At 45.1% G+C, this 17,211-nt stretch carries 18 protein-coding genes; 8 read left to right on the top strand and 10 right to left on the bottom strand.

Annotation, left to right across the window (positions count from 1 at the left end):
* Nucleotides 1-604: 604 nt before the first annotated feature.
* On the top strand, nt 605-1,090 hold the full coding sequence (locus L876_RS0113765; protein ID WP_028764337.1) for a VOC family protein: 486 nt from the start codon (nt 605-607) through the stop codon (nt 1,088-1,090).
* A gap of 363 nt (nt 1,091-1,453) precedes the next feature.
* Nucleotides 1,454-1,903: a hypothetical protein gene (locus tag L876_RS0113760; protein WP_156029432.1), complete on the top strand. Its 450-nt coding sequence runs from the start codon at nt 1,454-1,456 to the stop codon at nt 1,901-1,903.
* 122 nt (nt 1,904-2,025) lie between these two features.
* Here the strand turns inward: L876_RS0113760 and L876_RS0113755 are convergent, their stop codons facing one another.
* The 3 genes from L876_RS0113755 to L876_RS22535 all read right to left on the bottom strand — a co-directional run bounded on the left by L876_RS0113755 (nt 2,026) and on the right by L876_RS22535 (nt 3,586).
* Nucleotides 2,026-2,475 (bottom strand): dCMP deaminase family protein, encoded by a 450-nt coding sequence (locus tag L876_RS0113755; protein ID WP_028764335.1) that lies wholly within the window; start codon nt 2,473-2,475, stop codon nt 2,026-2,028.
* 142 nt (nt 2,476-2,617) lie between these two features.
* Nucleotides 2,618-3,166, bottom strand: a complete 549-nt coding sequence (locus tag L876_RS0113750) for a DUF2726 domain-containing protein (RefSeq protein WP_028764334.1) — start codon at nt 3,164-3,166, stop codon at nt 2,618-2,620.
* A gap of 261 nt (nt 3,167-3,427) precedes the next feature.
* Nucleotides 3,428-3,586: an alkyl sulfatase C-terminal domain-containing protein gene (locus tag L876_RS22535; protein ID WP_139151895.1), complete on the bottom strand. Its 159-nt coding sequence runs from the start codon at nt 3,584-3,586 to the stop codon at nt 3,428-3,430.
* Between the two features lie 273 nt (nt 3,587-3,859).
* Here L876_RS22535 and L876_RS0113740 point away from each other — a divergent pair, with 273 nt between their 5' ends.
* On the top strand, nt 3,860-4,231 hold the full coding sequence (locus L876_RS0113740) for a TM2 domain-containing protein (protein ID WP_037428771.1): 372 nt from the start codon (nt 3,860-3,862) through the stop codon (nt 4,229-4,231).
* Here the strand turns inward: L876_RS0113740 and L876_RS0113735 are convergent.
* On the bottom strand, nt 4,228-5,253 hold the full coding sequence (locus L876_RS0113735) for a substrate-binding domain-containing protein (protein ID WP_028764332.1): 1,026 nt from the start codon (nt 5,251-5,253) through the stop codon (nt 4,228-4,230). The two genes, L876_RS0113740 and L876_RS0113735, sit on opposite strands and share 4 nt — an antisense overlap.
* Nucleotides 5,254-5,539: 286 nt before the next feature.
* Between L876_RS0113735 and L876_RS0113730 the strand changes: the two genes are divergently transcribed.
* A complete protein-coding gene (locus L876_RS0113730) occupies nt 5,540-6,634 on the top strand; it encodes an ABC transporter substrate-binding protein (RefSeq protein ID WP_028764331.1) in 1,095 nt (364 codons plus the stop codon).
* An 86-nt stretch (nt 6,635-6,720) separates the two neighbouring features.
* Here the strand turns inward: L876_RS0113730 and L876_RS0113725 are convergent, their stop codons facing one another.
* Nucleotides 6,721-7,656, bottom strand: coding sequence for a LysR family transcriptional regulator (locus L876_RS0113725; protein ID WP_028764330.1), 936 nt, complete (start codon nt 7,654-7,656; stop codon nt 6,721-6,723).
* Between the two features lie 97 nt (nt 7,657-7,753).
* Here L876_RS0113725 and L876_RS0113720 point away from each other — a divergent pair, with 97 nt between their 5' ends.
* The gene (locus tag L876_RS0113720) at nt 7,754-8,818 is read left to right on the top strand and encodes an HlyD family secretion protein (RefSeq protein ID WP_028764329.1); all 1,065 of its coding nucleotides are present in this window, start codon (nt 7,754-7,756) and stop codon (nt 8,816-8,818) included.
* A 31-nt stretch (nt 8,819-8,849) separates the two neighbouring features.
* Nucleotides 8,850-10,445, top strand: a complete 1,596-nt coding sequence (locus L876_RS0113715; protein WP_028764328.1) for a DHA2 family efflux MFS transporter permease subunit — start codon at nt 8,850-8,852, stop codon at nt 10,443-10,445.
* Nucleotides 10,446-10,505: 60 nt separating this feature from the next.
* Here the strand turns inward: L876_RS0113715 and L876_RS0113710 are convergent, their stop codons facing one another.
* Both L876_RS0113710 and L876_RS0113705 read right to left on the bottom strand, forming a co-directional pair.
* Nucleotides 10,506-10,751: a DUF3297 family protein gene (locus L876_RS0113710; RefSeq protein ID WP_028764327.1), complete on the bottom strand. Its 246-nt coding sequence runs from the start codon at nt 10,749-10,751 to the stop codon at nt 10,506-10,508.
* 143 nt (nt 10,752-10,894) lie between these two features.
* Nucleotides 10,895-11,557 carry a glutathione S-transferase gene (locus L876_RS0113705; RefSeq protein ID WP_028764326.1) on the bottom strand — a complete coding sequence of 221 codons (663 nt, stop codon included), beginning with the start codon at nt 11,555-11,557 and terminating at the stop codon, nt 10,895-10,897.
* 127 nt (nt 11,558-11,684) lie between these two features.
* Here L876_RS0113705 and L876_RS0113700 point away from each other — a divergent pair, with 127 nt between their 5' ends.
* The gene (locus tag L876_RS0113700) at nt 11,685-13,988 is read left to right on the top strand and encodes a peptidase U32 family protein (protein ID WP_028764325.1); all 2,304 of its coding nucleotides are present in this window, start codon (nt 11,685-11,687) and stop codon (nt 13,986-13,988) included.
* A gap of 213 nt (nt 13,989-14,201) precedes the next feature.
* Here the strand turns inward: L876_RS0113700 and L876_RS0113695 are convergent, their stop codons facing one another.
* The 3 genes from L876_RS0113695 to L876_RS0113685 form a co-directional block, all read right to left on the bottom strand.
* A complete protein-coding gene (locus L876_RS0113695; RefSeq protein ID WP_028764324.1) occupies nt 14,202-14,726 on the bottom strand; it encodes a hypothetical protein in 525 nt (174 codons plus the stop codon).
* Between the two features lie 49 nt (nt 14,727-14,775).
* Complete coding sequence (locus L876_RS0113690; RefSeq protein ID WP_028764323.1) at nt 14,776-15,171, bottom strand: hypothetical protein; 396 nt, start codon at nt 15,169-15,171, stop codon at nt 14,776-14,778.
* 217 nt (nt 15,172-15,388) lie between these two features.
* Nucleotides 15,389-16,474: a DUF3083 family protein gene (locus L876_RS0113685; protein ID WP_028764322.1), complete on the bottom strand. Its 1,086-nt coding sequence runs from the start codon at nt 16,472-16,474 to the stop codon at nt 15,389-15,391.
* Nucleotides 16,475-16,771: 297 nt separating this feature from the next.
* Here L876_RS0113685 and L876_RS0113680 point away from each other — a divergent pair, with 297 nt between their 5' ends.
* Complete coding sequence (locus tag L876_RS0113680; protein ID WP_028764321.1) at nt 16,772-17,161, top strand: ribosome recycling factor family protein; 390 nt, start codon at nt 16,772-16,774, stop codon at nt 17,159-17,161.
* Nucleotides 17,162-17,211 lie beyond the last annotated feature (50 nt).

Genomic DNA, 17,211 nt, shown 5'->3' with positions numbered 1-17,211 from the left:
TATTATACCCACCTAGAAAAACGACGAAGGCACTTTGCAAGCAGTTGTCAGCATCTGCCATTTAGCTAGCATTTAGTCACCTCCCACTTTTGCACTCGGCCTGTCACTCAGGTCAATTTGTGATGCCTTAAACTCTGCCTTTTTGTCTTTTTTCTATCAAATCCAACCTATCAGATGCTCCGCTCGCAGCTATCTCAATGAGTGTTCTCACTTATGTTGCCTTCCCGTGTAGTGCCATAGAAGTAATCAGCAAATAATGGTGCTATGGTATTGATTGACTATGGGTGGCTTATTATCTTTTTTGTAACTCATTGAAAAATAAAGGTACTTTGTTTCCAACTAGATCTGTTGTGATCACTTATTATCTTTCAAGACTCAAAGGCTATTCACGGTTAGCTGATATTAGCTATATTTAGAATTATAATAACAAAACGTACTTATAATCATAATTATTGATAATTTTACGTAATCACTCTTGCTCCATATACTTCACTCATCGAAACGGCTGGTGAATTGAAGCGACCAACTCAGTCAAATGACGGGTTAGTTAAAGATGTCAGTCAAAACAAACGAGTTATCTCATCTCAGAGTGTGGAGCAATATTATGAAAATGAATCACGTAGGTATTATGGTTGGCGATATGGACACCGCGGTAGCGTTTTACACTAAAGCGTTAGGTCTTAACATAGTGATGGACAACACCAAAGTCATTGAAGAGCGCGAAACCGCGATTGGCAGAATGTGTATTGCCGTATTTGGCGAAGGCTTTAAAGGCTTTAATATTGCGCACCTGGTCACCACAGATGGCATAGGTGTTGAACTGTTTGAGATGAAACAACGTGCAGAGCGTCACGAAGTCGATTTCTCTCGTTTGGGGATCTTCCATTTCTGTTTGCAAACCGATGACTTTGAAGGGGCCATCGCGCGCACTGAGGAGTTTGGCGGTAAAGTGCGTATGGACATCATGCGTTACCACCCAGAAGATGATAGCAAGCAAGCGAAAATGGTTTACCTAGAAGACCCATTTGGTAACTTGTTTGAGCTTTATTCGCATACGTATCAGGAGACTTACGCTTCCGACTACGAGTAATTCATGGCTACTTAACCTCAGCAATACGGCATCTGCCGCTACTTTTCACTACTCATTGACAGCAGTCAACTACGCGGCGAAAAGCAGCGGCTTCTTTGTCTTACTATCGGCAGTAACGCCATGACGCTGCTTGGGGTTCTCGCCAGCGACTAATTATATTGGTTTGGCTAGTTATCTAAAGCATTAAGAAAGCGACCATCTGGTTGCTTTTTTGTTGGGCGCGACTAATTGGTTGTGGTTGCATCTGGGTTGGTTAGCCAGCAAAATCTAAAGTTATCGCCAGCGTCTACCATGGTTAACGTTTTACTAAAAAGGCTTACGCAGCGCTAACAGCAAATGCAAAAGGAACAGGAACAGACAATTATGCAGCAAGGGTTTCCTATTACCATCACGGCCGATAGCCAGTTTTCCAGTTCGCTTAAGCCATTGTTGGCCCAGCTTGAGATGTGGCTCAATTTTCAGGCCCTAAAAGCAGACTGGTACAGTAATGAAGATTTCATCTTGTCTTTCGACTTTATCTTGGTGAGATCGTTAGCAGAGAAAGCCGAGCATTTGACGAGCGCACCGGCGGACACTCAGGTGAAGAATGAAAAGGGTGAAGAAAGCGCTGCGGACGCTCTTGCAAAACGCTGGGTGGTAGAGCCAGGCTATGCCTACCAAAATGATAGCAGCAAGCTAACGACCACGGCTTTTATCGCAGTCGATGATTTGGTTCAAGGTGGCGTTGGTATAGAGCAGGGGATAAAGGCGAGACTAATAGCAGTGGTGAATGCTGTTGGCCAGCAGCACTGTCTTATCGCTTTATCTGAATAGTGGCTACTAAACCTCGATAGCGGTATGAGATCTTGTTTTCATTATCTTTCCTTAGATTAACGTGGGCTAAATCCATTAGCCCAGTTCATGAGTTATTTGTTTCGATAAGGTGGTGAGCAGATCTATTCTGCTGGTGCTGCGTCGACCTGCATCCAATCGACGGTGACGCCAGCTTGTTCAAACATATCTTGGCTAACTTTAATCTTATCGCCCCAGCGCGATAAAAAGTCTTCGCTAGGCTGTGGGCTGTGGACAGCGCGCAAACCAGTTTGAATGATTTTGGCGGCGCAGTTAGGGCAGGGGAAGTGAGTCACCCAGATCTCGCAGCTACTGAGGTCGCGTTTGGCATGGAGAATGGCATTCTCTTCGGCGTGCAAGGTCTTAAGTAGTTTCATCTCACGATTATCGGTTTCAGCACTATCAGAGATACCATGTGGATAGCCGTTAAAACCTAAAGAGACGATGCGATTGTTCTCAGTGATCACTGCACCCACTTGGGTGGAGGGATCTTTACTCCAAGATGCGACGAGCTCTGCCATCTGTAAAAAACGTATCGCCCATTTTGTCATCATGTCGTTGGCGCTCCTATGCGGTATTTATCACTTCATCTAGGCGCTATTCTCTATGGAGAACAGTGAGAAAGCAACCTCGAAATAGCATGGGGTAGTGATTGCTTTTGCCTGCCAGAGGTTGAATTCTCAATTCGTGCTTACGTTAAATAGTGGCCTGATTAATATGTTGTGAGGCCTTAGTCGCAACAAGCGGCTTTAAGCTGGTGTGGATGCTGCTGCGCACCTTATCGATATGGTAACTGCGCTGGGCGCTAAAGCGTATCAGTGGTAGCTCGGCAGTGAGGCAGGCGTCGGTGATCAGTTGGTCGCGTTGCTGCCTGTTAGCGCGTTGATGGCTGTTGTCGTCAAGTTCAATCGCGGCCACTACGTTCAGGCTCTCTTTGTCACACAGCAGGTAGTCAAAATGTTTGGCGGATATTCTATTAAAGGCTCCCTGCCAGTGTTGGCGGCTCATGCCTTTTTGGGGCGTGATCACATCTGCGATACGCACTTTGCCAAATACGCGATACTGGTCACCAATCGCTTGGTCTAGCACCCCAAGAAACGAGCGTTCGGCAGGCGAAAATAGCGCCTTGTGCTTGCGATAAGTGTAGCTGTTGTCATTGCTGGGGCTGATTAGTCGGGCGATAAATGGAACAATAAGCATAATCGCCAAACCAAGGGCGATTAATATCAATTGAACTAAATCCATATTGCATCCTTGCGATGAGGTAATGTGTATTGGCTGTAGCATCCTTTGCTAGTGCCAACAAGAATAGGCCGAGTTTGGCTATTTTTCAATAGCTAGAATTTTAAGCTTCTGTAAGGGGGACTGATGTGGGGTACGATGGATAACAGTATGACGCTGGGGCAAAAAATACCACTGATGGTAATCAGTGGTATTGTTCATTTTAGACTTTGTGCCGAGCTTAGCATTTCCGGAAACCGCAAATTGTGGTGTGTGGCTTTCGAGTTACTTGGCTGTGTCTGGCAAGGTGCCAGGTAGTAGCTCAAATGCCATGGTGAAGGTCACTAATGAACTCATTAGATCGTTAATCACCTGGCTGTCGCCCTCCATTTTCACTTTGCCCGCTTTAATTTTGTCATCAAAGCTGTGCGCACCCATCATCACATCATTAAGCTCACTTTAATTAAGTCAATTACAATATAGTGGGTCGCTGGGTAAAGCACGCTAAATTTATTCATAACGACTATGGTTCTGTGAGGTGAGCGATTTAGTAGACATACAGGGTCTTCGATTTTGGGCCTTTTATTTTATTAATGTGAACTACACACCTATATTTCAGCGAACACTTGTACGCATAATGTGTGGCCTAATATTTATCAAAAGTCTCAAGCAGCTTTTGATTAGTGGTTTTATTTGTGTATGACACAGGAGTTTGTAATGCCGCAGAATCACGCCCCATTTTCGCAGTATATAGACGTGCAATGTTCGCAGTGCGCTCAGAGGATCGGTTTTAATGTGGCGATCTGCCCCCAATGCCATGCGGGCCAAGGATTAGAAGCGCTTGCTGGCATCGACCCTAACGTGCACATTAAAAACCAAACCCTCACAATTTGGTTTGGCTTGTTATTTGGGGTGTTCGGCTTACATCAATTCTATTTAGGCCATTATGTAAAGGGCAGTATGTACTTGGTATTTTGTTGGACATTAGTGCCGATGATTGTTGGTTGGGTTGATGCGGCGCGCACCTTGAGCATGAGCTCGTTTAAGTTTAACCAGCGCTATAGCCGCCGTGTGGCTCTGGTCAACTAATCACTGATAGGCACTTTTGGGGAGCTTTTGCCACAGGTGGCATAGTTTTCTGGGGTGCAAAGTTTCATTGGTGTGTAGATGACTGGGTCATAGGCTTGCTGCGTGACGATTTTATGTAGGGTAAGAATAGCTTGTCTACCCATTTCATACGGGTTTTGCCCCACGTTGATATGGGCGAGACGGTCTTTTAGTAGGGTTAATTGGTGTGGAGCGGCATCAGAGATCACGACCACCACCTCGTTATTATCAAGTTTGGCTTGGTAGGGGGCAATCATTTTACGGTAGAGGTCTGCGTCGTTTTGTGGCCATCCTCCTACAGCAACAAAAGAATTCGCTTTGGTTGGTTTACCTCTCATTACCGATTCCATTTGCTTAACGGCCTGAGTTAACTGGTCAAAATTGGAAAATGGTTCTCTTACTTCAGTCCAACCATTGTCGTTGTTAAGTTGTTCACCAGGCGGTGCGTCGTAGGTTTTCGCTGAGAGTTCTGAGCGTATACCCATGATTCTTAAATTTAAATTGGGTGAGTCAGGTCTACCTGTTTGAATGATCAATGTACCACCATTGGGCCTCAATGTTTTTAGCTGTACACCCAGGGCCTTGCCAAACTCAAAGTTGTCGGTACCTATGTAGGCTAAACGAAGATGTTCATGTTTGGCTTGGGTGAGGGCATCAAAATCAGAATCATAGGTAACGATAGGTATGCCCGCTTGTTGCGCTTTCTTGAGCGAGTTCTCTGCTAAAAATTTTGATTGGGTGACAGCCACTGCGATACCATCAATACCTTCACTGATAAGCTGTTCGATGATTTGATCTTGGGTTCTGACGCTCGCAATTTCTGGGCCGCGATAGATGCATTGTACCCCTTCTATTTGAGCTGCTGCGTCTTGGCAGCCTTTGTTACTTTGGATAAAAAATGCGCCGTGAAATTTTGGCACAACCGCAAACCTAAGTGTTTTTGCACTCACGGAAAACGTAGTAAATAAGCTAAATGCGATAAGTATGATGAGTGTTCTTGTCACACGTCTCTCCTAAAAAAGTAACCCCATTTTTGAGTCACACTTTGAGAACAATGTTGCAACACTAAGGTAGCAAAGTCACTAGATTAAAGATACGCGCGTTCTCCCATTTCTCGTAACACATCGCCCGTCATTTACAGTGAGGCTAAGGATGTTACTGCGGCTATATTGTAGGTCATGAAGATAAGGTTAGGTACTATTGCGTATGATTATTCCGGGCGTTAGTTGCAATATGAGCAATTAAGTTTCAACTATACTCAAGCGACGTGATGGTTTTGGCTAATTCTCGATGATATCCAGCAAAAAGGTTGTCAGTTATTTGTTTCTTTTTTACTTAGTTTGCTTGCCAGTTGAAGGCGGGATTGAGCTTAGGTTGTTGACCTGGGAAGGCTATGCGCCAGCAGCACAGGTAGAGCGTTTTAAGGCATTGATAAAAGAAAAATACGATGAAGATTTAGAGTTTAAAATCTCCTATGTCTCTTCATCGGAGGAGTATTTCTATCAGTTAAGAAGAAAGCGAGTGGATATCCTGACACCCAGTCATAACATCATCAAGGATGATCGATTTAATTTGATTGAGAAAGGACTGTTGTTGGCTATAAACCTTGATAACATTCCTAATTACTTCAAGCTATTACCATCATTGCAGTGGGCTGATTATTGCACCGTTGACGCAAACGTTTACTCGGTGGCATTGGCTCATGGTCCCTATGGGCTGGCTTATAATGTAGATAAAGTTCAACCCGCACCAACCTCATGGAATGTGCTGTGGGATGAACAGATGAAACAGCAATACTCTCTCAGCTCAGATTACTACGAGGTCAATGTTTATATTACGGCGTTGGCGTTGGGCTTTGATCCGCAAGATATTGCTAACATAGACAAACTGCGTAGTGAGGAGGTATTGAATAAGTTAACCGCACTAATTAAGAATGCCAGCGGCTTGTGGGAAGGTGTAGACAAGCCCGAAGACCTTGAGGATAACAAGTTGGCGGCTGCTTGGGGGTTCTCATTCCCTGGACTAAAAAAGCAGGGGCAGCACTGGAAGATAGCTCAACCTAAAGAGGGCACCACCGGTTGGGTTGATGGTCATGCTTTGAGTTATACACTTGAAGGTAAACCGCGGCTAAAACGTATTGCTGAAGAGTGGATTAATTTCACTATAGGGGAGCAATTTCAGTGGCAAGCAATTGTAAACGGCATAGGGAGTGAGCCTGTTAACCTTTATATTAGCGAAAATTTGAGTGCAGAGCAGCGAGCAGGTTTACCCAACTTCGAACAGCAATTTATTACCGATAATCGGATTTTATGGCCGATCTTGAGTCGACGTCAGCGCAATGTGATTGAGCAGCTATGGGAGAAGGCATTAGAAAGGGCGAAGTGACCGCTTTTATGGCAATCTCCATTTTGCTGTGTTTGCTTCACAACGAGTCGCTCTATGAAGCGCTGAATTATATGTAGACTCATCGTTTACTCAGCTGGAGGGCTCACAAAGTCAGGCACTTGCAGCACACGGTCTTGCCAGCGCTTAAATACGGCCGCGTATAAAAACTCAATGAACACCCGGTATTTACGGGGCAGATAAGCGCGCTGTGGAAAACTCACAGTGACCTTGGTTTGCAGCATTGGGTAATCTTCTAATACGGGTATTAAGAGTTTTTTTTCTAACGCTTCTTGGGCAATAAGGCTGGGCACAGCGGTGATACCTAACCCTTCAATAGCGGCTTCTCGCGCTAAAGTGACATTGTTTACCGTGAGTTGTGCTTTGGGCTCCATCGCCACCCACTGCTTACCATCAAAGATTTTCCAGCTACCATCGATATGTGCCGATTGCAGCTTAATCGCGGTATGTTGGGCAAGGTCTTGCGGTACCGTTGGGGTGCCATGTTTAGCCAAGTATGTTGGGCTAGCCATCAATGCTTTATGGGCATTGACTATTTCGTATTGCTGTAGCCTCGCGTCATTGCTTTCAGTGATTTGAAAAAGTATATCAATCCCTTCCTCTATGACATCCACTTTACGGTTGGTCAGCTCGGCGTCGATAGTGATGTCGGGATAAGCCGCTAAGAATTGCGCAAAAATACGGCCCAAAAATAACTGGCCCAGTTCAATGGGGCAGACAATTTTTAGGTTGCCTTTGATGATCTCCTGATTGGCACTGAGCTGGTCTTCTGCGTTTTGTAAGTCGACCAAAATTTTACTGATCCGGTTGTAATAGCTCGACCCCGCCTCGGTAAGCTTTAGTGCTCTCGTGGTGCGAAACAGCAATTGCGCTCCGGCATCCGCTTCCAGTTCGGCGACCTTTCTACTGACGGTTGCTTTGGTGATGCCCAGTGCTTTGGCGGCACCTGTAAAGCTACCTTGTTCAACCACTTGCGCGAAAATTTGTACCTGATTGAGATCCATGATTGTTACACCTGTGAAACAGTTGGTTGAATTTTAGCTATCTAATAAACCTGGTGAGACAGTAGTACAATAGGTTTAACAAATCTAGGAGTCAAATATGTCCAAAAGTAAAATGGTGTTTGTTGTCCCTGTACTGTTCGCTGCGGTGATTGGAATGGGCTATTACTGGTGGACGCTAGTCAGGTTTACCGAATCGACTGACAACGCCTATGTTGAAAACGACATCTCTAATATTAGCGTCAAAGTGCCGGGGTATGTGGTGTTGGCTAATGTGAGCGATAATCAACATGTTGAGGCTGGACAGTTATTAGCGCAGCTTGAAGATAGTCAATTCGTGGCGAAAGTGAGCCAGAGTGAAGCAATATTGGCAAGCGCTAAGGCGAACTTGCAAACCTTAGCCGCTAAGGTCGATCTGCAGCAAGCGCTAATAAGCCAAGCACGCTCTGGCGTAGTAGCCGCGGTTTCTGACAGGGTTCGAGCACAACAGCAGTTGAGCCGAGCACAAAAGCTGAAAGCCAGTAACTATAGTTCTCAAGATGATGTCGATGAGTTGCAAGCTGGGTTTGACTCAGCTAATGCGCATTTAGATGAAGCTAAAGCGCAGTTAGTCGCTAAGGAGCGTGAATTAGCGGTGTTTAATGCGCAACTGACACAAGCCGACTCTGACGTAGATCAAGCCACAGCAAGCCTGACATTGGCCAACATTCAACTTAACGATACCAGGGTCACCGCGCCTTTTTCTGGCATCATAGGTAAGCGTGGTGCAAAGGTTGGACAGTATGTGCAACCAGGCCAAGCGTTATACAGTTTGGTTCCGGATGGGGCTGTGTGGATCACCGCGAACTTTAAAGAGACGCAGATCCAGCATATGCAGCCTGGCCAGCCGGTGCAGGTTAGTCTCGATGCGTTTCCCGACCAAACCTTTACAGGTGTTATCGATAGTCTGTCACCGGCTTCCGGCTCCAAATTTAGTTTATTGCCGGCTGAAAATGCCACCGGAAACTTTACTAAAATTGTACAACGTATTCCGGTACGTATTCGTTTGCCGCTGAAAGAGCAAGGCGCTGATGCCGCAAGAGTTGTCCCCGGATTAAGTGCGGTGGTGGATGTTGATACTTCTGTGGCTGAAGTGTCGACCTTGACGGCTAACTTGAGTCGCTAGGATGAGCACTCTTAGCAGTACCAATAACTCAATGGGAAACGCATCGGCACTTGATGCTGGAAGTCGAGACGTTACTTCGCAAGTGGTTAAACCGCAAGGGTTCGAGCGGGGCAGTCGCCGAGCTTGGATTGCGGTGTTTGGTGGCCTAATTGGTGCCTTTATGGCGATTCTGGATATTCAGATCACCAATGCGTCGATGAAAGAGATCCAAGGCAGCCTCGGGGCCACATTAGAAGAGGGCAGTTGGATAGCAACCGCTTATTTAGTGGCTGAGATGATAGCGATTCCACTATCTGGCTGGTTAAGCACAGGGTTATCGACACGTCGTTACCTATTGTGGACAACCTCTGCCTTTATTATTGCCTCGGTGCTGTGTTCATTGTCTTGGAACCTTGAGTCGATGATCGCCTTCAGGGCTCTGCAAGGCTTCTTTGGCGGCGCGTTAATTCCTTTAGCTTTTCGACTGATCCTAGAGTTCTTACCCGATGATAAGCGTGCCATTGGTATGGCGCTGTTTGGGGTCACAGCCACCTTTGCCCCCTCAATTGGCCCAACATTGGGTGGTTGGTTAACCGAGCAATTTAGCTGGCATTATCTGTTTTACATTAATGTGCCACCAGGTCTGTTGGTGATGGCAATGCTGGCCTACGGGTTAGAGAAAAAGCCAGTTTTGTGGGACAAGCTTAAAAATGTAGATCTGGCGGGTATTGTCACCATGGCACTAGGGATGGGGTGTTTAGAGGTGGTGCTTGAGGAGGGCAATCGTAAGGATTGGTTTGGTTCAGACTTGATTCGTCATTTAGCCATTATCGCTGCCGTGAATATTGCACTATTTATTTGGATAGAGCTGCGCCATCGAACCCCACTGGTCAACTTGCGACTGCTTGGGCAACGCGACTTTGCTATTTCCACTTTGGCCTATTTTCTATTGGGTATGGGCTTGTTTGGCGCGATTTACATGATCCCACTTTATCTGTCGCAGATACATAATTACAACCCGTTAGAAATTGGGGAGGTGATCATGTGGATGGGTTTTCCCCAACTCTTAGTCTTGCCATTTGTTCCCAAGCTGATGAAGCATTTCGATGGGCGCTATCTGGCCGCGTTTGGCTTTTCGATGTTCGCGCTTAGTTATTACATGAATAGTCATATGACCGCAGATTTTGCTGGCCAGCAGATGATTGCTTCGCAAATTATAAGGGCCTTGGGGCAGCCGTTTATTTTAGTGCCCATTGGCATACTAGCGACCATGCATATTAAAGCGGAAGAGAATGCCTCTGCCTCGACCGTGTTGAACGTGATGCGAAATCTTGGTGGCGCTTGTGGTATTGCACTGGTGGCAACACTGACCGATAACTTAGCGCGTACCCATCTGGCACGTTTAAAGGAGTCTATTCCTGCGGTGAGTAGTTATGCCCAAGATTACTTGGCGCAAAGTGCCAGTATGCTGCAGTCTGCGGGATCTGACCCCATTACTGCCAATGCTCAGGCACAAGCCTTATTGGGACAAACGATGACGCAGCAAGCCTATATTCAAGCCTACAACGATGTGTTTTTGATTATGGGCGGGCTATTGCTGATCGCTGTGGTGGCTGTGCTGTCGATTCGTAAGCCTAAGTCTGGGTAAAAACGCATTAAAAAGGCGAACACATAGGTTCGCCTTTTTAGACTTTAAGGACCATTTGTCTTAACGGTAAAACGCTTCAACGGTGCCTTTAACGGTCAAGAGTAGTGGTTGTCCACGACGGTCTAAGGATTTTGAAGGGACTTTGACCCAACCTTCACTGATGCAATACTCTTCCACATCAAAACGTTCTTTGCCATTAACGCGAATACCAATGTCGTGTTCAAAAATGGCAGCCACATGATGTGGGCTACGTGGATTAACTGAAAGGCGATCCGGTAAGGCTGGTTGTGATGTTGTGTCGTTCATGCTCGTTGTCTGTAGTGAATAAAGCGTGCGTCATTGTAGGTAATACTGCGCTGAGGCTCAAGAAATTAACGTGGCTAGCTCAGCAAAAGTTAGCCTTATAGAGACGGCACCAAGTTTGAGGCATAAACGATCGTTATATCATTTCACCCACCAAACAGAAGATCGCTACGATTAGGTAGCCACAATTGATGCTTTGTCATTACTTTACTGAACATCTTACTTTGCAAGTAGCGGTTAAGCCATTGGCGAACATGGGGATAAGGAGCTTGCAGATACCATTGGCGCTCGACGCGGGCAAATTGGCGGATAAATGGTAGCAAGGCGATGTCGGCAAGGCTCTCTCTATCGGCCAACAGGTATTGATGCGCCGTTAATAATTGCTCCAGTTGAGCGATATAGACTTCACAAGCTTGGCGACATTCGATGATATTCGTTTCGCTGTAGCGTTTAGCACATTTATAGTTTTCTAAGTAGCGCTTGAACTCATTATCAAATCGATAGATTAAGGTTTGCATGCTCGCTAGCATCTCATCATCACCCGAGCACAACAGATCGTCGGGATCGCTCATGCTAAGCGCCCACAACATCACTTCAAAGCTCTCTTCTATCACAGTGCCATTTGGGGTGACCAATACGGGGACTGTGCCTTTAGGTGATACGACTAACATCTCGGTGGGTTTGTCTTTTAATACGATGTCACGCAACAGTACTGGCTGCTGAGATTTATAAATTGCGATTCTAGCACGCATGGCAAAGGGGCAGTTTCTTAGGGAATAGATGATAGGTAAATTATTATTTTTATTCATTTTATAGACTATTCCTAGGTGACTTATTTACGAGTTTGCTAATGTTTAATCTACTTTAGCGATATTAATAGGCAAAATATACGGGTACCATTCCCGCTTTAATGTTTACAGAGACCTGCTTACCGTGATGAAACCCAAGATTGAATTATTAGCGCCGGGTGGCGACATTGATGCTATTAAAGCCGCCATTATTGCAGGTGCAGACGCCGTGTATTGTGGTTTGGATACCTTTAATGCCCGCAATCGCGCCGCTAATATTTCATTCGATCAACTTGTGGGGATCATCAGACTTGCCCATCAATATGATTGTCGAATTTTCTTAACCCTCAATATTGTCATCTTAGAGCAAGAGTTTAAAACCATATTTAAACTTTTAAATAAGTTGGTTAATACCACGCTAGATGGTGTGATTGTACAAGATCTGGGCTTACTGTATGTATTGCGTAACTATTTTCCGACCCTTGATATTCATGCATCGACGCAGCTAACAACTCACAATGCGGGGCAAATTCCATTTTTGAAAGCACTGGGTGCCAGCCGGGTAAACCTGTCGCGAGAGCTTAATTTGCGGGAGATCACGGCATTAGCCAAAGTGGGGCAGGAGCATGACACCTTATTAGAGGTGTTTGTGCATGGATCATTATGTGTCGCATTTTCGGGTCTTTGCTATTCAACGTCGGCCAGTGCAGGTAACTCTGGTAATCGTGGGCGTTGCAGCCAAGCGTGCCGCGAAGAGTATGAAACGACCGAGTCAGGGCATAATTTTCCATTAAATATCAAAGATAACTCTGCATTTTTCGACTTACCCGCATTGATTGATGCTGGGGTCTACTCCTTTAAAGTGGAAGGCCGTATTAAAGGGGCTAGCTATGTTCATACTGTGATTGATAGCTTTCGTAAGCAGATTGATGGTTATGTTGAAACTGGCGAGCTCACCCAAGATGGTGAGCGCTTATATAAGGTATTTAACCGCGATTTTACTAATGCGTTTTTGCGTGGTGATTTAAACCAGTCGATGTTTATCGATAATCCCCGTGATAATTCTAAAAATCATTTGGTTGATAGGCTCAAAGCCGAAAAAGGCGAGTCGATCTCTGTGGTACAGATCCACGATGCTAAGCAGCAATTGCAGTTAGACAAACAGGAAATCAATGCCTCAGTGGATGAAAAAATTGCCCACTTGAGTATCGATAAAATAAAGCTTCGTTTGTGCTTTGCCAGTGAACAAGGTGAGCCGCTACGTTTAACCGTGACAACCGAGCAAAGTGATAGTCTTGTGGCTGGAGACGAAGCCAGTACTAGAACGGTAACCAAGTGCTTTAGTTCCACAAGCCTGATGCGACCGAGTGAAGAGTTAAGTGTTGATAAGGAAGCGATTGAAAAACGCTTTAAAAACATCAATAACGCCAACTATGAATTGATGGAGCTTGATACTGAGCAGCTAACCAATGGCTTAAGTATTCCATATCGCGAAATTACTACGCTTAAAAATGCGCTGCTTGCTTATTTGAACCATGATGTTGCTGTGATTGCTGAAGTGCCATTACCTAAGCTTGAACACTCCCCTAAGCCTGCGGGACAAGCGATAGAGCTGTCACTACTGATATGTGATGAGGAGGATGTCGCCCTGGCGGATGTGACTGATGGTGATATCTACTTTAAGCTACCCGATGCCTATAAGCGTGGCTGTACTAAGTATGTCGATTTCTTGTTGCAAAACCCTAGGTTAATTCCTTGGTTCCCGCCAGTGCTAATTGGCAAGGACTTTGACGTTGCGCTAAATATTTTGCAGCAAGTAAAGCCAAAGCTGATTGTTACTAATAACACAGGTATTGCCTACCATGCACAGCAACTGGGCATAAAATGGCTTGCTGGACCATTCTTAAATACCACTAACTCCTTTGCGTTACTGGCACTCAAGCAAGGATTTGAATGCGGTGGCGCCTTTATTTCGAATGAGATAAATAGGCAGCAAATTAAGCAGATAGCAAGGCCTGATAACTTTAAAATGCTCTATAGCATCTATCACCCGATTTTATTGATGGCCAGTCGTCAGTGTTTCTTTCAGCAGAGCGTGGGGTGTGAAAAACCTCGTATCGATAATGGCTGTATGTTGTCGTGCGATAAGTCGACCAGCATTAAAAACCTCAAAGGCGATTCGTTTGCTATCGATAAGCAAAAAGCGGGTTACCCAAGCATTTATAACCAAGATCAGTTTTTAAATACGGACATTATTGATGATCTAGGTGAGATGTTTGATGGCTTTATGATTGATTTGACTAATATTGGTGCGGGTGACAGACAGTCACCAGACAAAGTTGAGTTAATTAAGCAGTTCGACGCCCTGCTTAATGGCAACCGTGAAGCCAGCGTTATGCTGGAGCGATTAGTGCCAGAGTCGACCTCGTTGCAATACCAAAACGGCCTGTAAACTGCTGTAACGCCATAGTTAACCACTGAGGCGTTGCTGACAATCAGTTATGGTTGTCAGCAATTTCGCTACCATTGAGACTATTTTATTGGTGCAACACTTCAAGTTGTTTGTTAAAGAATGTTATATCTTTGCTTAAGTCATATTGTTTGACGGCACTTGCACATAGTGACGCGTTTTATCGCACTCTTTTTGATAACCTTCAATTTACATCTATTGGCTAACTGGGCGTGTTGATCGCTTTTTTATGTTGGCTAACTTCAGCGCAATGTCATTAAGCATCGATATTTCGATTTCATAGCCAAAATCGTTCGATTCCACACTACTTTGCTGGGCCGGAGTTGTTTCATCAATTAGCTTCTGCAGTATGTTAAGTACAGTCTGGAGTTGCAGAATATGTTGGCTGCGCCAGCTCCACATTGGCGACTCTTGAATCAAAATCATGCGAGAGTCTCTACTGTGTAGGCGTTGTAATAATTCAACCAAGATGCTGATTGAGTAGGGTTTACCCAAAGGGAGATGGTTTGATAATGCGAGTAACCAGCTGTCGGGCTGCTCAGCTATGGAAAGAAAAAACCTTTGCCACTGGCCTGTCTGTTCAATCTGGTCGAGTAGCTCGGCAGGGGCGCAGCCAAAGTCATATGTCGCTGTGCTTTGCACTTGTAGGTGTCCATAGCCATCGCTGTGGTAAATCTCCTCTTCGAATTGATGTGCTAGTAGTTGATTGATGGCATCCATTTGATGTTTTCCTTAATCATGAGGGGCACTTTGGGCGCAGCGAATCCATTTAGTGTTTTTGAATTATCATCTTATATTCAGCGTAAGGATAGCCAAAAACTTCGATGCTAAAGAAGGTTTGCCTCGCTTCAATTTCAATCACCTGAAATGTTTTGTCTGCAGTTGGTAATACCTTTAATCCCTCACCTGAAATGGTAAAACCTGGTTGCTCCACTGGTTCAATTAAAGATACTGAAAATTGATCACCAGCAAAACCGAGGACATTAATATAGGTTTGATGTTCGCCGCCAATCTTACCTTTTAACTGACATGTTTGGTTATTGCGTTGAAACTCGAGATAGTTAAAGTCACGACTGGCTTCTTGTTGTGTGTGAATAACGTTGCCATGGCAAGTAGGGTCAAACACAACCACAGGGGATGCGTTGACCATTGTCATTGGTAACATTGAGCAAGCCAGTGCACTGGCGAGAGTGATGCAAAATGAGTTGTGCATGAGTCATTTTTTTCTGTGATAAAAGCACATTGCTTAAGGTGACGGATGGCGCTGTTTTAAGCGGTAAAAACCAAATTATCCCCGTCACATATTTATACTCACCAATACAAGAAAACGCCCTGCTTTGTCAGGGCGTTTCGGATTGCAGCACTAAGCTGTCTGTATCGACTTAGTTGTTTGTATTGTTATGGCTATGGTAGCTAATATGCTGATGGAACCTAACAATTAGGCTTTCTCGTGTTTTATCGAATGCGAGTGCCGATGTGAAACCCTTGAGGGCATCTTCTACTTGATTCATAAAGCGGCCAAAGCCTGCATCTTTACAATCTTTTTTGCCTGCGACTATGGTAAAGCTGACCATCTCGACTAAGTGCTTACCATCCCAATGGCTGACAAATTGTTGTTCTTCTAGGTTAGGGTCAAACCCCAGCATTTGTACCTCATCCGTACCTTCAACTTGATCGTATTTACTGTTACGTACAAGCGGTGTTAAGCCGTTAGCCACCATAGCAATGCGTTTGAGCTGCTTCGCCGACGCGGCTTGGACAAAGGCATCTTCCAGCTTTTGATACAGGGGAGTGAAGTCGGTGGTGTGCTCGGGCAGTATTGCCTGCTTGAGGGTGCGGCTTAATGGAAGTTTAACCGTGACATAGCAGATTGAACCATGGTCTTCTGGGATCGGGCAGTTTCTTGCTTTATACCTGCGACCGATAGCGCGTAGCTTATAGCCATAGGTTTCTTTGTTGCCTTTTGCTTTAGCAAATAGATCATAAGAGAGGTGTTGATGATCGCGAATTTTGATCGTCAGCTCGGTTTCTGGCAGCTGTGGTACGAGTTTGGCAACGAAGTCTTGTACCTTAGTGTGGAAGCTAGCCGAATTACTGCGGATCTCATCACCTGTCGCCAAGAACACGATGCGGATTTTGCGAGCACGATAATCATCCTGACTATGTAGGGTTTGTGCCTCATGGTACTCAGGATTGTAGAAAAAGATGATCTGCTCAGCCGTGGGGAAACAGTAGGCTTCAGTATGGAAACGAACAACGGGGAGTTTGTCGTTAGTGATCACATGGATGTTACGAACATCTTCTTGATCTGCAAGATTAAAAATCTCACGGCTGAGTGTCTTATAACAGGTTTTGTAGTCTGGGTAATGAGCCAGTAACGCGTCAGTTACTTTTATTTCCGCCGTGATGTATTGGTTACTGCGAACGTCCTTGGGTATGTACACTTTTTGCTGATGGCTAAGGGACATAAATACTCCTTGAGATAAGTTAACCATTTGTAGCCTAGTGCAGATGATAGCGATTAATTCTGACAGAAATGCTGCGATAGAACACACTTTAGTACCTGCTAGTTACATAATACCGTTTGAATATGAGTTATTGCTTAAAATGGCAGGTGCTAATGCCAGTTAATAAAGAGATAAAACAGTCATAGCGTATAAAATTGCAGCTTAGTTTGAGCGGGATTCTTCACTTGTTTTTTTAGCTTCTGACTGAAAAAATGGCGGCTACGATTTTTAACCCTTAGCCTCAGAGTTGGCCTAGCAATGAATGAAGCGATTACCGTACCGCTGCCCTCGCTTATCCATCGCATCGGTCGGGAGCAGGTTAAGCAAGCTCAAATCATGGCACTGCAAAATTACTGCACCCTTAAGCGTGTACGTCGCTCTAGGCATTGGCAGCTTGTGGGCGGAGCTGTTGATGTTCAATCTTTTGCTGCGCAGTTGCAGAGGGCGCACAATGCAGACATGGGTTACCTAGTGAGAAAGTTAACGGCCGCGTTATTGCAGCATGCAGATAAGCTTGAACCCTTAGCCGCTAAGCTTGCTCGCCTTATTGAGCGCTATCCTAATATTACGTTGGCAGAACTTATGGATGTGACTCAATGTACGCTAGCACAAGCCAGGGAAGCACGTTTTAATGCCGAGGCTTGGTAGTCGGTGTTTTTAAATATGTTTGCTACCTAGGTGTTGGGCACGATTTACAT

It is taken from the genome of Shewanella colwelliana ATCC 39565 (genome assembly GCF_000518705.1).
Taxonomy (GTDB): Bacteria; Pseudomonadota; Gammaproteobacteria; order Enterobacterales; family Shewanellaceae; genus Shewanella; species Shewanella colwelliana.
Note: the sequence above shows the minus strand (reverse complement) of the source record. Positions and strands in the feature narration are given on the sequence as shown.

Coding starts and splice junctions, on each gene's coding strand:
- L876_RS0113715 (WP_028764328.1), top strand. CDS start 8,850: ATGGGAAACGCATCGGCACTTGATGCTGGAAGTCGAGACGTTACTTCG.
- L876_RS0113760 (WP_156029432.1), top strand. CDS start 1,454: ATGCAGCAAGGGTTTCCTATTACCATCACGGCCGATAGCCAGTTTTCC.
- L876_RS0113700 (WP_028764325.1), top strand. CDS start 11,685: ATGAAACCCAAGATTGAATTATTAGCGCCGGGTGGCGACATTGATGCT.
- L876_RS0113690 (WP_028764323.1), bottom strand. CDS start 15,171: ATGTTACCAATGACAATGGTCAACGCATCCCCTGTGGTTGTGTTTGAC.
- L876_RS0113685 (WP_028764322.1), bottom strand. CDS start 16,474: ATGTCCCTTAGCCATCAGCAAAAAGTGTACATACCCAAGGACGTTCGC.
- L876_RS0113680 (WP_028764321.1), top strand. CDS start 16,772: ATGAATGAAGCGATTACCGTACCGCTGCCCTCGCTTATCCATCGCATC.
- L876_RS0113705 (WP_028764326.1), bottom strand. CDS start 11,557: ATGAATAAAAATAATAATTTACCTATCATCTATTCCCTAAGAAACTGC.
- L876_RS0113710 (WP_028764327.1), bottom strand. CDS start 10,751: ATGAACGACACAACATCACAACCAGCCTTACCGGATCGCCTTTCAGTT.
- L876_RS0113740 (WP_037428771.1), top strand. CDS start 3,860: ATGCCGCAGAATCACGCCCCATTTTCGCAGTATATAGACGTGCAATGT.
- L876_RS0113750 (WP_028764334.1), bottom strand. CDS start 3,166: ATGGATTTAGTTCAATTGATATTAATCGCCCTTGGTTTGGCGATTATG.
- L876_RS0113725 (WP_028764330.1), bottom strand. CDS start 7,656: ATGGATCTCAATCAGGTACAAATTTTCGCGCAAGTGGTTGAACAAGGT.
- L876_RS0113765 (WP_028764337.1), top strand. CDS start 605: ATGAAAATGAATCACGTAGGTATTATGGTTGGCGATATGGACACCGCG.
- L876_RS0113695 (WP_028764324.1), bottom strand. CDS start 14,726: ATGGATGCCATCAATCAACTACTAGCACATCAATTCGAAGAGGAGATT.
- L876_RS0113730 (WP_028764331.1), top strand. CDS start 5,540: ATGATATCCAGCAAAAAGGTTGTCAGTTATTTGTTTCTTTTTTACTTA.
- L876_RS0113755 (WP_028764335.1), bottom strand. CDS start 2,475: ATGATGACAAAATGGGCGATACGTTTTTTACAGATGGCAGAGCTCGTC.
- L876_RS0113720 (WP_028764329.1), top strand. CDS start 7,754: ATGTCCAAAAGTAAAATGGTGTTTGTTGTCCCTGTACTGTTCGCTGCG.